The 12,284-nt window shown below is 59.9% G+C and carries 12 protein-coding genes, 1 tRNA gene and 1 riboswitch; of the genes, 8 read left to right on the top strand and 5 right to left on the bottom strand.

Going from position 1 to position 12,284, the window contains the following annotated elements:
• The first annotated feature begins 210 nt into the window (after positions 1 to 210).
• From BJF91_RS07005 to BJF91_RS06995, 3 genes are all read left to right on the top strand, one after another.
• Complete coding sequence (locus tag BJF91_RS07005) at positions 211 to 1,524, top strand: MFS transporter (RefSeq protein ID WP_075613752.1); 1,314 nt, start codon at positions 211 to 213, stop codon at positions 1,522 to 1,524.
• A gap of 70 nt (positions 1,525 to 1,594) precedes the next feature.
• The gene (locus tag BJF91_RS07000; RefSeq protein WP_139310607.1) at positions 1,595 to 2,536 is read left to right on the top strand and encodes a dihydrodipicolinate synthase family protein; all 942 of its coding nucleotides are present in this window, start codon (positions 1,595 to 1,597) and stop codon (positions 2,534 to 2,536) included.
• A 118-nt stretch (positions 2,537 to 2,654) separates the two neighbouring features.
• Positions 2,655 to 3,125 (top strand): YhcH/YjgK/YiaL family protein, encoded by a 471-nt coding sequence (locus BJF91_RS06995; protein ID WP_075613751.1) that lies wholly within the window; start codon positions 2,655 to 2,657, stop codon positions 3,123 to 3,125.
• Positions 3,126 to 3,397: 272 nt separating this feature from the next.
• Here the strand turns inward: BJF91_RS06995 and BJF91_RS06990 are convergent.
• Both BJF91_RS06990 and BJF91_RS06985 read right to left on the bottom strand, forming a co-directional pair.
• Positions 3,398 to 3,471 (bottom strand) — tRNA-Gly (locus BJF91_RS06990).
• Between the two features lie 68 nt (positions 3,472 to 3,539).
• A complete protein-coding gene (locus BJF91_RS06985; protein WP_075613844.1) occupies positions 3,540 to 4,637 on the bottom strand; it encodes a 2'-deoxycytidine 5'-triphosphate deaminase in 1,098 nt (365 codons plus the stop codon).
• Between the two features lie 117 nt (positions 4,638 to 4,754).
• A riboswitch (SAM riboswitch) is annotated at positions 4,755 to 4,833 on the top strand.
• 49 nt (positions 4,834 to 4,882) lie between these two features.
• Here BJF91_RS06985 and BJF91_RS06980 point away from each other — a divergent pair.
• The 5 genes from BJF91_RS06980 (at position 4,883) to truA (ending at position 9,263) form a co-directional block, all read left to right on the top strand.
• A complete protein-coding gene (locus tag BJF91_RS06980) occupies positions 4,883 to 6,067 on the top strand; it encodes an O-succinylhomoserine sulfhydrylase (protein WP_075613750.1) in 1,185 nt (394 codons plus the stop codon).
• Positions 6,068 to 6,292: 225 nt separating this feature from the next.
• Positions 6,293 to 6,721 carry a Co2+/Mg2+ efflux protein ApaG gene (apaG, locus tag BJF91_RS06975; protein ID WP_075613749.1) on the top strand — a complete coding sequence of 143 codons (429 nt, stop codon included), beginning with the start codon at positions 6,293 to 6,295 and terminating at the stop codon, positions 6,719 to 6,721.
• Positions 6,722 to 6,880: 159 nt separating this feature from the next.
• Positions 6,881 to 7,399 (top strand): peptide deformylase, encoded by a 519-nt coding sequence (gene def / locus BJF91_RS06970; protein WP_075613748.1) that lies wholly within the window; start codon positions 6,881 to 6,883, stop codon positions 7,397 to 7,399.
• 71 nt (positions 7,400 to 7,470) lie between these two features.
• Positions 7,471 to 8,445: a methionyl-tRNA formyltransferase gene (fmt, locus tag BJF91_RS06965; protein WP_075613747.1), complete on the top strand. Its 975-nt coding sequence runs from the start codon at positions 7,471 to 7,473 to the stop codon at positions 8,443 to 8,445.
• Positions 8,445 to 9,263 carry a tRNA pseudouridine(38-40) synthase TruA gene (gene truA, locus BJF91_RS06960; protein ID WP_075613746.1) on the top strand — a complete coding sequence of 273 codons (819 nt, stop codon included), beginning with the start codon at positions 8,445 to 8,447 and terminating at the stop codon, positions 9,261 to 9,263. Before fmt ends, truA begins: the two co-directional genes overlap by 1 nt.
• Before the next feature lie 11 nt (positions 9,264 to 9,274).
• Here the strand turns inward: truA and BJF91_RS06955 are convergent, their stop codons facing one another.
• The 3 genes from BJF91_RS06955 to dapD form a co-directional block, all read right to left on the bottom strand.
• Positions 9,275 to 9,871, bottom strand: coding sequence for a hypothetical protein (locus BJF91_RS06955; RefSeq protein WP_075613745.1), 597 nt, complete (start codon positions 9,869 to 9,871; stop codon positions 9,275 to 9,277).
• Positions 9,858 to 11,066 carry a succinyl-diaminopimelate desuccinylase gene (gene dapE / locus BJF91_RS06950; RefSeq protein WP_075613744.1) on the bottom strand — a complete coding sequence of 403 codons (1,209 nt, stop codon included), beginning with the start codon at positions 11,064 to 11,066 and terminating at the stop codon, positions 9,858 to 9,860. Before dapE ends, BJF91_RS06955 begins: the two co-directional genes overlap by 14 nt.
• Before the next feature lie 144 nt (positions 11,067 to 11,210).
• Entirely contained in the window at positions 11,211 to 12,068 is an 858-nt protein-coding gene (gene dapD / locus BJF91_RS06945; RefSeq protein WP_075613743.1) for a 2,3,4,5-tetrahydropyridine-2,6-dicarboxylate N-succinyltransferase, read from the bottom strand.
• Positions 12,069 to 12,284 lie beyond the last annotated feature (216 nt).

Genomic DNA, 12,284 nt, shown 5'->3' with positions numbered 1-12,284 from the left:
TTGAAGATCACCCTCTCGGACTGCCCAAGCCCGTAGGTGCTCGAACAGAAATCGACCGTTGACAGCCCAGATAAATGAGATCATGTAAGCGCTTACATTTCGGTTGCGGGGAGGAGCTGCAATTGCCGTGTCGGCGTTTGATTTCGGCTCGGCAATCAGAAGGCCAAGGTCTCTCGCCCTTGGCCGCCGATGAGATCAAGGAGGAGAAACATGAGCACCATCGTTAATTCCAAGCCTGTCGTTCCCGTCGGAGCGGTGAGCACCAAGGCGCCACCACGTGTCAGGCGCATGCAAATCACCGCGCTTTGCCTTTTGGTTGTCGCTGGGGTCATCAACTACATGGACCGGGGCACACTTGCTGTCGCCAATCATCGCATCGCCGAGGACATGAATTTGTCTCTGGGTGAAATGGGGCTTCTGCTCTCGGCGTTTTCCTGGAGCTATGCACTGGCACAGCTGCCTGTCGGTGCCATGGTGGACCGGTTTGGCCCGCGCCGGCTGCTTGGCTTCGGCCTTGTTTTCTGGTCTCTGGCGCAAGCTGCTGGCGGCTTCGTTACCTCCTTTACCCAATTCGTTCTGAGCCGCATCGGCCTTGGCATTGGTGAAGCCCCGCAATTTCCGTCGGCAGCCCGCGTTGTCAGCAATTGGTTTCCAGTGAGCAAGCGTGGCGTGCCGACAGGCATCTTCAATTCAGCCTCGCCGCTTGGCACTGCTATTGCGCCCCTGTTACTGACACAGCTGCTGATCGTTCTCGACTGGCGCTGGGTTTTTATCATCACTGGTGCTGCCGGATTGATCATGGCTTGCCTCTGGTTCCTGCTCTACAGAGATCCGAAGACCATGGGGTTGAGCGCGCAAGAACAGGCCTACCTCACCTCCGAAACGGAGGAGACGCAGCAGAAGGTGACCCTCGCCGACTGGGGAAAGCTATTTTCCTATCGGGCGACCTGGGGCATGATCATCGGCTACTTCGGTAATGTCTATCTCAATTGGGTCTACCTAAGCTGGCTGCCGTCCTATTTGGTCAATGAGCGGCATATGACACTTGCCCGTACAGGCTTCATGGCTTCCGTGCCGTTCTTCTGCGGCTTCATTGGCTGCCTTGTCGCCGGTTGGCTTTCCGACAAGATCATCAAGCGTACCGAAGCATCTCCGGTTCGAGGCCGCCGAGTCCCTGTCGTGGTTGCCATGCTCGGCATGGCTGCCTTCACTGTGCCCGCCGCGCTGGTACAGGACAACAACATCGCCATCTTCTGCATTTCTGTCGTGATTTTTCTCACCAATGCCGCTTCAGCCTGCTCCTGGGCGCTGGTAACGGCGGTTGCTCCGAAAAACCGCGTCGCGTCACTTGGATCGCTCCAGAATTTTGGCGGCTTTCTTGGCGGTTCGCTGGCGCCAATCGCGACTGGATTCATCGCGCAATACTCCTCCTTCGTCCCAGCGCTGTTGACCGGTGCTGCAATCGCCTTCCTCGGCGCGACCAGCTATTTCCTGCTGGTGCGCGAACCAATGGACCAGGCGTAAGGGTCGTGAAAACTGATATGGCTTTCTGGGGTTTCCCGGAAAGCGCCATTCCAATCAAAAACGGATACTGATGATGACCAGCCAAGCCCCCGCCATCCACGGCGTCATTCCCGTCATGCTGACACCTTTTCTTGAGACCCGACAGATCGATTATCCCGGTCTGGAACGTCTGATCGAATGGTACATTTCCAATGGCTCGAGCGCCTTGTTTGCAGTTTGTCAGTCCAGCGAAATGATGTTTCTGTCGCTGGACGAGCGGGTGGCTCTCGGCCGCTTCGTTGTCGAAAAGACGGCAGGTCGTATCCCGGTCGTCGTGTCCGGCCATATCAGCGACAACCTCGACGCTCAGCTGGAAGAACTGCAGGCCATGAGCCGGGTCGGCGCAGACGCCCTGATCCTCGTGACCAATCATCTCGATTCCGATAACCAGGGGACTGGTACGTTCAAACAGACACTGGATGCGATCCTCGCCGCGCTGCCGCAGGATCTGCGACTCGGTCTCTACGAATGCCCAGCCCCCTATCGCCGCCTGTTGAGCGATGAAGAACTCAGCTACTGCGCAAACAGCGGCCGCTTCATCATGCTGAAAGACGTGAGCTGCGACCTCGATACCGTAAAGCGCCGGCTGAAGCTGACCGAGGGCACGCCACTGAAGATCCTCAACGCAAACGCGGCAATCGCCTGGGACGCGATGCAGGCGGGCGTACCTGGCTTCAACGGCGTCTTCACCAATTTCCATCCCGATCTCTACAACTGGCTCTGGCGGAAAGGTGAAAACCATCCGCAACTGGCCGAAGAATTGGCGACATTCCTGGTTCTCTCCGCCGTGTCGGAGGCGCTCGGCTATCCGGCGCTGGCGAAGCTCTATCATCAGCGCATCGGCACGTTCGACAGTATTCGCTGCCGCGTCATCGACTACGATATCCGCGAGCGCTTCTGGGCACTTGATGCCGTGCTCGACAAGATCGTCGCCGGCACGGAGCAGTTCCGCGCCCGGATCGCCAGCCTGTAGTCAATGCACTGCCGGGCAACTGCTATTCAAAAGTCTTTCAGGCGGAGGTCCGGCCTGGAAGGCTTCACAGTTTCATAGCTTTTGAGGCCTGAAACCTCCCTTCGTCTGGATATATATTATGATCACCGGCTCGCTTACGCATTGGCATCTCTACCAGAAAACGCTGCCCGGCTTGCTTGTCCAAGCAATCGAAAGCACATTGGCACTTGATCTCAACAACCTGCCGATCGGGCGCTATCCGATCAAGGGCGATGATATTTTCGTGCTCATCCAGGAAATGCCGACGCGGCCGGCGGACCAACTTCGCCCGGAAGCACACCGGCGTTATATTGACGTGCAAATCTTGCTTAACGGTCGCGAGGCTTACGGTTTTTCCTCTCCCAATCCCGACCTCCTGCCGATCGACGATCGCCTCGCGACACAGGATATCGCGTTCTACTCAGACCAGCCTCGTGAGAATTTCCTGAACCTTGTCGCCAGTGATTTCATCGTGTTTTTTCCAGGAGAATTCCATCGCCCGTGTTGCGAGGTCAATGGTAGCGAACCCATCCGTAAAGCCGTCATCAAAATCGACGCAAAGCTTCTGTAACGAAAAGAGCGCGGGGTAGCGGTCAAAATTGCTGATGTCCGGGAGCAAGTCGCAATCCATGAGATTGTCTGGCATTCAAGTTCAGCCTCGTTCGCAGCGCCGCTGGCGGCCCTGCGAACTTGGCCACTCATACCACCGCGAAGATGACGAAACGCTATGCCAGAGGCGATGGGCTGGAGATGAGTCGCAAAATATCCGCTGAGCGTGCTGAACAGCGCAAGTGGCACACACTGGCGGGAGTGACACGATTGGTCTTTAAGTATTGATTTTTTTGGAGCGGGTGAAGGGAATCGAACCCTCGTATTCAGCTTGGGAAGCTGCTGCTCTACCATTGAGCTACACCCGCGTTGGTACCGAGAGTTCCTACACTTGGGCGCGCATGTCAAGCTTGAAAGTCAGGCGTGAAAGCGTTGATCAGCCGGCGCGGAAATGCTTGGAAAGCTTCAGGCCCTGAGCCTGGTAATTGGAGCCGAGGCCGGTGCCGTAGAGGCCTTCTGGATGTTGCAGCATATGCTCGTAGACCAGGCGGCCGATGATCTGGCCGTGCTCGAGAATATAGGGCACTTCGTGGCTGCGCACTTCCAGAACGGCGCGGCTGCCGGTGCCGCCCGCTTCGGCATGGCCGAAACCGGGGTCGAAAAAGCCGGCGTAATGGACGCGGAATTCGCCGACCAGCGGGTCATAGGGTGTCATTTCGGCAGCATAGAGCGGCGGCACATGCACGGCCTCGCGCGACACCAGGATATAGAACTCATCGGGATCGAGGATCAGTTCTTCGCGGCCCCTGTTATAGAGTGGCTCCCAGAAATCCAGAACGTCATGGGCGGCCTTGCGGTCGACATCGATCACGGCCGTATGGTGCTTGCCACGGTAGCCGACCAGGCCTTCGGGGCCGGTTCCCTTCAGGTCGATGGAGAGCGCGATGCCGTTGTTGGAGACGTTCGGCGTCTCGCTCGCGACAAGCGTTTCGGCGCGGTGCAGGTCCAGCAATTCGCCATCGTTCAGCAGCGCATGGCCGATGCGGAAGCGGATCTGCGACAGGCGGGAGCCGCGCCGTACGATGATCGGAAAGGTGCGCGGGCTGATCTCCAGATAGAGTTGGCCCTTGTAGCCAGCAGGGATCTTGTCGAATTCCTGGGCGTAATCGACCATGACCCGGGTGAAGATATCAAGACGGCCGGTCGAGCTTTTCGGATTGGTCGAGGCCGACAGGTCTGCGGGCAGATCGAGGCTTTCCATCAGCGGCACGATGTAGACGCAGCCGGTTTCCAGCACAGCGCCATGTTCCAGGTCGATCTCGTGCAGCGTCAGACGCTGCAGCTTTTCGGCCACCGTGCTGTTGGGGCCGGGCATGAAGCTGGCCCGCACCCTGAGCGCCTTAGAGCCCAGACGCAGATCGAGGCTCGCCGGCTGGATCTGATCGCTGTCGAGCATGGCTTCGCTCAGCAAGCGGCCGGAGCCGAACAAGTCGCCGATGGCGCGATCCGCCAAGATGCCCGCATTCCGCTTCATTATATCTTCCTTGCCGTGCCGGTACTGGCCGTTGAGCAAACGCAAGGCTTTGCCAGCATAATCGCCAGACAAACCAAACTCCGGCAATTGACGCAAGCAAAAGAACGGCGTATGGCAATCTTATCCCGTGGTGATTTGGCCGGTCGGCTTGCAGCCACGTTAAACAATTGGCTAAAAAGATCGGACGCGTGCAAACCGGTCCGTATTCGAGACCGGTTTTTTTGTGTTCGAAAGGCTTTGATACCATGACCGACAACTGGCGCCCCGCAACCAAACTTGTTCACGGCGGCACGCTGCGTTCGCCTTATGGCGAAACTTCTGAGGCGATCTACCTCACCCAGGGTTTCGTCTATGAAAGCTCCGAGGCAGCCGAAGCCCGCTTCAAGGGCGAGACTGAGGGCTATATCTATGCCCGCTACGGCAGCCCGACCAATGACATGTTCGAAAAGCGCATGTGCTTGCTGGAAGGCGCCGAAGAGGGCCGCGCCATGGCCTCGGGCATGGCCGCCGTCGCCGCCGCCATTCTCTGCCAGGTCAAGGCGGGCGACCATATTCTTGCAGCCCGCGCACTTTTCGGCTCCTGCCGTTGGGTGATCGAGACACTAGCACCGAAATATGGCGTCGAATTCACGCTGGTCGACGGTCGCGACCTGAAGAACTGGGAAGAAGGCATCCGCCCGAACACCAAGGTCTTCTTCCTGGAAAGCCCGACCAATCCGACGCTTGAAGTCATCGATATCGCCGGCGTTGCCAAGCTTGCCAACCAGATCGGCGCCACCGTCGTGGTTGACAATGTGTTTGCAACGCCGCTGTTCCAGAACCCACTCGAACTTGGCGCCCATGTCGTCGTTTATTCGGCCACCAAGCATATCGATGGCCAGGGCCGTTGCCTCGGCGGCATCGTGCTGTCGTCCAAGCAGTGGATCGAAGAAAGCCTGCAGGACTATTTCCGCCATACCGGCCCGGCCATGTCGCCCTTCAATGCCTGGACGCTGCTCAAGGGTCTGGAAACATTGCCGTTGCGCGTCAAGCAGCAGACGGAAAATGCCTCGAAGGTCGCCGATTTCCTGGCCGATAGCGGCAAGATCGCCCGGGTGATCTATCCGGGACGCGCCGATCATCCGCAGGCGGACATCATCGCCAAGCAGATGAAGGGCGGCTCCACGCTCGTTGCCTTCGAATTGAAGGGCGGAAAGGAAGCAGCCTTCGCCCTGCAGAACGCTTTGAAGGTGGTGAAGATCTCCAACAATCTCGGCGATGCAAAGAGCCTCATCACCCATCCGGCCACGACCACCCACAAGAACCTCACCGACGAGGCGCGCGCAACGCTTGGCATGTCCGGCGGCACCCTGCGCCTGTCTTGCGGCATTGAGGACGCCCAGGACCTGGTCGAGGATTTTGCCCAGGCGCTGGCCGCCGTTTCGGCTTGATCATCAAGCCTGCGTGGGCATGTGCCTGCGCAGGCTCGGCAGCCGTGAGGTGATGGCTGCAGCGGCTGTCTACTCCAGTCATAGGTTCGGCCCCACGAACGCAATGATTTTATATAGACCCCTTAATTTTCATGAGAAATTAATTCTATTGATGATCTCTATTGAAGCAGGGCGATTTTACCTGCACAGTGATCTCGCCAACTCCAACAGTTCCGGCCGTTCAGAATGTATGCTTATCAAGGCGTCAAGAAGTCAGTCTTCGTCTACCGCGCCCTCACCCGCGATATCGAGGTCAGCGTCGAACCATTCTACTTGGCGGAACAGTCCGATCCGGAAGACAGTCGCTATGTCTGGGGCTATCGGGTCATCATCGTCAACCAGTCGAGTGTGGCCGTGCGGCTGATCAGCCGTTACTGGCACATTACCGATCAAAATGGCCAGGTCGACGAAGTTAGCGGCCCCGGGGTGATCGGCGAGCAGCCGCGGCTCGCGCCTGGCGAATCCTACGAGTATTCGTCGGGTTGTCCGCTCGACACGCCATCCGGCATCATGTTCGGCCATTACGAGATGGAAACCGACGATGCGGAGACCTTCGACGTCGCCATACCCGCCTTTTCCCTCGACACGCCCGATCTGCGCCGCGTGCTGAACTGATCCGTCAGCGATAGAGGTGTTGGCTCTCCTGTTGCGAGCCCGCGCAAAGGCCTCACCAGAACTCATTGTTCACATCTTCCGACGCTGGCCATAATCACGCAGCGGCTCCGCCACATTTTTTGATTTCCTTGAAAACCGGGATGGTTTATGGGGAGGGCCATGACGATAAAGCCCATTATTATTTTGCCCGACCCGCTGCTGCGCGAGGTCTCGAAACCCATCGAGCGGATCGACGCCGACCTGGAGCGGCTGATCGACGACATGCTCGAGACCATGTATGACGCGCCCGGCATCGGGCTCGCCGCCATTCAGGTTGCTGTGCCGCGTCGGCTGCTGGTCGTCGATGTCGCCAAGGAAGGCGATGAGCGGCAGCCACTTGTTTTCATCAATCCGGAAGTGGTCGTCTCATCGCAGGCGGTCTCCACCTATGAAGAAGGCTGCCTTTCCATTCCCGATTACTATGCGGAAGTGGAGCGCCCGGCAGCGGTCACGGTGAAATCCCTGGACCGCCACGGCAAGGAGCAACTGATCGAGGCCGACGGCCTGCTCGCCACCTGCCTGCAGCACGAAATCGACCATCTGAACGGCACGCTGTTCATCGACCATATTTCGCGGTTGAAGCGGGAAATGGTGATTAAGAAATTCACCAAGGCGGCCAAGTCGAAAGTGACGGTCTAACACCTTAGAAACACGCACATAGCGTTATTGTCGGGTAACGTCGGTTACATCAACGAGATCGGTTGTCACTCATGGCTCTGCGCATCATCTTCATGGGAACACCGGAGTTTTCGGTACCGACCCTGACGGCCTTGGCCGAAGCCGGGCATGAGATCATCGCGGTTTATAGCCAGCCGCCGCGTCCGGCCGGCCGTCGCGGCCTGGACCTGACCAAATCCCCCGTGCATCAGGCCGCCGAGCGGCTTGAAATACCGGTGCTGACCCCTACCAATTTCAAGGCGGAAGAAGACCGGGCGGCTTTTGCGGCGCATGGCGCCGACGTCGCTGTGGTCGTCGCTTACGGTCTGCTGCTGCCGGAAGCAATCCTGAACGGAACCAGGCTTGGCTGCTACAACGGCCACGCCTCGCTGCTGCCGCGCTGGCGCGGTGCTGCACCGATCCAGCGTGCCATCATGGCTGGCGATGCCGAGACCGGCATGATGGTGATGAAGATGGAAAAGGGCCTCGATACCGGTCCCGTGGCGCTTACGCGCCGGCTGGCGATTACAACAGAGATCACGGCAGGCGAGTTGCATGACGCCTTGAGCCTTGCCGGCGCCGAGGCCATGGTCGAGGCCATGTCAAAGCTCGAAGCCGGGTCGCTACCGCTTGTGCCGCAGAGCGAGGATGGCGTGCTCTACGCGGCCAAAATCGACAAGGGCGAAACACGAATCGATTTCCGTCGTGCGGCTGGCGCAGTGCATAATCATATCCGCGGTCTCTCGCCCTTTCCGGGCGCCTGGTTCGAAGCCGAGATCCACGGCAAGCCGGAACGGATCAAGGTTCTCGCGAGCCGCCTTGCCGATACCCCCTACCCTGCTGGAACGGCACCCGGCACCGTGCTGGACGGCGCGCTCACCATCGCCTGCGCTGACGGTGCAATCCAGCTCCTGAAGCTGCAAAAGGCCGGTGGCAAACCGTTGGACGCTATCGAGTTTCTGCGGGGAACGCCGATCGCATCCGGCACCGTCATTGCCTCGCCACCTGATGCTAAGGCCGCCTCCTGATGCCGCGCTACAAGCTGGTGCTTGAATATGACGGCACGGATTATGTCGGCTGGCAAAGACAGGACAATGGACCCTCGGTGCAGGGCGCCCTGGAAAAGGCCGTGCTTTCCCTGACCGGCGAGACGGTCACCATCCGTGGGGCGGGACGCACCGATTCCGGCGTACACGCCAGCGGTCAGGTGGCGCATGTCGATCTGTCGCGGGATTGGCAGGGCTACAAGCTGCGCAATGCCCTGAACGCGCATCTTGCGCAGGCGAAGGAAGCTGTCGCCATCCTGTCTGCCGAACCGATGCCCGATGCCTTCGATGCCCGGTTTTCCGCACTGAAGCGGCATTATCTCTACCGCATCCTTTGCCGTCCGGCCCGACTGGCGCTCGAAGCCAATCGCGCCTGGTGGGTGTCGAAGCCGCTTGACCATGAGGCCATGCATGCGGCGGCGCAGATGCTGGTCGGTCAGCATGACTTCACCACCTTCCGCTCGGCCCATTGTCAGGCAATCAGCCCGGTGCGCACGCTCGACCGGCTGGATGTCAGCCGTGACGGCGACCTCATTGAGATCCGCGCTTCGGCCCAGAGCTTTCTGCACAATCAGATCCGGTCCTTTGCCGGCACCTTGAAGCTGGCAGGCGAAGGCAAGATGACGCCGCAGGACGTGCGCGCAGCGCTTGAAGCCCGAGACCGCAAGGCCTGCGGCCCTGTCGCGCCGCCGGAAGGGCTATATTTCATGCAGGTGGATTACCCTGTCGACGGCAACTGGCGGCCCTATTCCAACCTGGAACAGGACGGACCGGCGAAGGCTGTTGCCGATATCGGCTAAACCGGACCGCATCAAAGCGGCGCCACATCCAGGAAGCGCTCGAGAAATTCCGACAGAAGCGTGGTCGGCACCAGCATCAGCAGGGTCACTGTCACCACCAGCAGGGTATGGCCGCCGATGACCGCCGATGCCAGACGGAAGACACCGCCGACGAGGCCCAGCAACAACAGCAGCCAGAGCAGGACGATCGCCTGCCCGAGGCTGGGAACAACCAAGAGCACGGCAATCAGCAGGGCATTGGCATAGGCAACCGGCAGGGCCAGCCAGTTGGACGTGATCACGAGCGCATTGAAGCGATCGGCAAGGGCAAAGAAACGGCAGAGAAAGCCGAGCAGCACCAGCGGCAGCATCCAGGTGGCGAGATCGATCATCGCCATGCGCAGGAAGAACAGCGCCCGCATCTCGCTATAAACAGGCATCTCGTCGATCAGCGCCCGGTACCAGTAAATCCAGGAAAAGATCATTGCTGGCATGGACCAGCCGATGGACCAGAAGGAGCGGCTGACGCCGCGTTCCGTCAGATCGAAGTAGTTGAAACCCTGACGGTCGCCCTTCAGCAGGAGCCAGAGGCCGGTCAGGTAGATTTCAACCTCCCTAAGCCCCGGCATGGGCAAACCAGATGCTGATGAATTCACTGTAGATGCCGGTCAACGTTTCGAGATCGCCGACGGCGACCCGCTCATCGACCATATGCATCGTCTGGCCCACGAGGCCGAATTCCACGACAGGGCAATAGTCCTTGATGAAGCGCGCATCCGACGTGCCGCCAGTGGTCGACAGAGCAGGAGTGCGCCCCGTAACCTTGGCGATAGCAGCCGTCAGCGAGCCAATCAGGGCATCATTGCGAGTGAGGAACACATGGCTTGGCCGATCGGCCCAGGTCAGCTCATACGGCATCGGTGCCCGGCCGGGCCGCAGCGTCTGATCGGCACTCGCCTTATCCAGACGGACAATGATTTCAGCGCGCAGCGTATCCGCCGTCCAAGTGTCGTTGAAGCGGATGTTGAACTTGGCGCTCGCCCGAGCCGGAATGACATTGGTGGCGGCATTGCCGACATCGATGGTCGTCACTTCCAGATTGGACGGCTGGAAATTGTCCGTGCCCTGATCGAAAGGCGGATGCATTAGCGCTTCGGCGAGCTTGATGACGCCGCGCACCGGGTTGTCTGCCAGATGCGGATAGGCAGCGTGACCCTGCACGCCCTTGACGACGATCTCGCCCGACAGCGACCCGCGCCGGCCGATCTTGATCATGTCGCCCAGTTGGTCCGGATTGGTCGGCTCGCCCACCAGGCAGGCATCCCAGCGCTCCCCCTTTTCCGCGGCCCATTGCAGCAGCTTGGTCGTGCCGTTGATCGAGGGACCTTCCTCGTCGCCGGTGATCAGGAAGGAGATAGACCCGGCAGGCGCGCCATGGGCTTCGATATGGCGGGCGACAGCGGCGATGAAGCAGGCGATGCCGCCTTTCATGTCGACCGCGCCGCGACCGTAAAGCTCGCCACCAGCAACTTCAGCGGCGAAGGGCGGATGGCTCCAGTCGCCCTCGTTGCCGACAGGCACCACATCCGTATGGCCGGCAAACATCAGATGCGGGCCATCCACTCCAAGCCTTGCGTAAAGATTCTCCACGTCGGGCGTGCCATCCTCGCGCGCCATCATGCGCTCGACGGTAAAGCCCAGGGGCTCCAGCATCGCGGTAATTGCCGATAGCGCTCCGCCTTCCGCAGGCGTCACGGACGGGCATCGGATCAGCGTGATGAGATTGGCGACGGGATCGATGGCGGGGGCGGAAGGCTTCGGCATGGCGATGTCAGACCAGTATAGGAGCTTAGGACCAGAAAAAGGCCCCGAAATTCAGGAAGCGCCGGGATGTCGTTTTATCGACCTGCCCAGGCGCTCAGGCATGACCTGGCGTCCAGACCGGGAACGGCCCGGACGCCGTGATAATCAATCCCGCAGCAGTTCGTTGATGCCGGTCTTCGAACGGGTCTGCGCATCGACCCGCTTGACGATGACGGCGCAGTAGAGGCTCGGTGCCGGCAGGCCATTCGGCATGGTGTTGGGCGACGGCATGGTGCCGGACACGACCACCGAATAGGGCGGCACTTCGCCATAGGTGACTTCGCCGGTAGCGCGGTCGACGATCTTCGTGGACTTGCCGATATAGACGCCCATCCCAAGCACCGCGCCCTCACGGATGATGCAGCCTTCGACGACTTCCGAACGGGCACCGATGAAGCAATTGTCTTCGATGATCGTCGGGCCGGCCTGCATCGGCTCCAGCACGCCACCGATGCCGACGCCGCCCGAGAGATGCACATGGCTGCCGATCTGGGCGCAGGAGCCAACCGTGGCCCAGGTATCAACCATGGTGCCCTCACCGACATAGGCGCCGAGATTGACGAAAGACGGCATCAGGATCGCATTGGGGGCGATGAAGGCGGAATGGCGCACCACGGCATTCGGTACAGCGCGGAAGCCGGCGGCACGGAACTGGTTCTCGCCCCAGCCTTCGAATTTGGACGGCACCTTGTCCCACCAGGTCGAGGCGCCGGGGCCGCCCTTGACGACTTCCATGTCGTTGAGGCGGAAGGACAGCAGCACGGCCTTCTTCAGCCACTGATGCACCGTCCACTGGCCGTCCTCGCCGCGGGTCGCAACCCGGACCTTGCCCTGGTCGAGCAGGGCGAGAGCTTCCGCGACGGCGTCGCGCACTTCACCCTTGGTGGAGAGGTTGATCGTGTCGCGGTTGTCGAAAGCGGTTTCGATGACTTGCTGCAACGAGGAGAGGTCCGGAGCGCTCATGAGGATTCCTTAAACTTCATTGGCTAACGTCAAGACCCGATCCGATCGGTCCTGCGTCGATAGACTGGCTGATGTCTCTAGCGCATTGGCTTGCCCTTGGGAACCATTCAGCAGCTGTCGCATGCCATGTTTTCTGCGCCGCTACCGGCGCGGGCATGGCGCGGACCTGAGCGCGATCGGCCTGCGGCACCGCGTTTGCCTTAAATCGTCCGGATT

This window comes from Gillisella taibaishanensis (assembly GCF_001938985.1).
Lineage (GTDB): Bacteria > Pseudomonadota > Alphaproteobacteria > Rhizobiales > Rhizobiaceae > Allorhizobium > Allorhizobium taibaishanense.
This window is presented reverse-complemented; position numbering and strand designations above follow the sequence as displayed.

Bases quoted from the DNA above. Each gene is read 5' to 3' on its own strand.
- BJF91_RS07005 (WP_075613752.1), top strand. From the start codon at position 211: ATGAGCACCATCGTTAATTCCAAGCCTGTCGTTCCCGTCGGAGCGGTG.
- BJF91_RS07000 (WP_139310607.1), top strand. From the start codon at position 1,595: ATGATGACCAGCCAAGCCCCCGCCATCCACGGCGTCATTCCCGTCATG.
- BJF91_RS06995 (WP_075613751.1), top strand. From the start codon at position 2,655: ATGATCACCGGCTCGCTTACGCATTGGCATCTCTACCAGAAAACGCTG.
- BJF91_RS06985 (WP_075613844.1), bottom strand. From the start codon at position 4,637: ATGAAGCGGAATGCGGGCATCTTGGCGGATCGCGCCATCGGCGACTTG.
- BJF91_RS06980 (WP_075613750.1), top strand. From the start codon at position 4,883: ATGACCGACAACTGGCGCCCCGCAACCAAACTTGTTCACGGCGGCACG.
- apaG (WP_075613749.1), top strand. From the start codon at position 6,293: ATGTATGCTTATCAAGGCGTCAAGAAGTCAGTCTTCGTCTACCGCGCC.
- def (WP_075613748.1), top strand. From the start codon at position 6,881: ATGACGATAAAGCCCATTATTATTTTGCCCGACCCGCTGCTGCGCGAG.
- fmt (WP_075613747.1), top strand. From the start codon at position 7,471: ATGGCTCTGCGCATCATCTTCATGGGAACACCGGAGTTTTCGGTACCG.
- truA (WP_075613746.1), top strand. From the start codon at position 8,445: ATGCCGCGCTACAAGCTGGTGCTTGAATATGACGGCACGGATTATGTC.
- BJF91_RS06955 (WP_075613745.1), bottom strand. From the start codon at position 9,871: ATGCCGGGGCTTAGGGAGGTTGAAATCTACCTGACCGGCCTCTGGCTC.
- dapE (WP_075613744.1), bottom strand. From the start codon at position 11,066: ATGCCGAAGCCTTCCGCCCCCGCCATCGATCCCGTCGCCAATCTCATC.
- dapD (WP_075613743.1), bottom strand. From the start codon at position 12,068: ATGAGCGCTCCGGACCTCTCCTCGTTGCAGCAAGTCATCGAAACCGCT.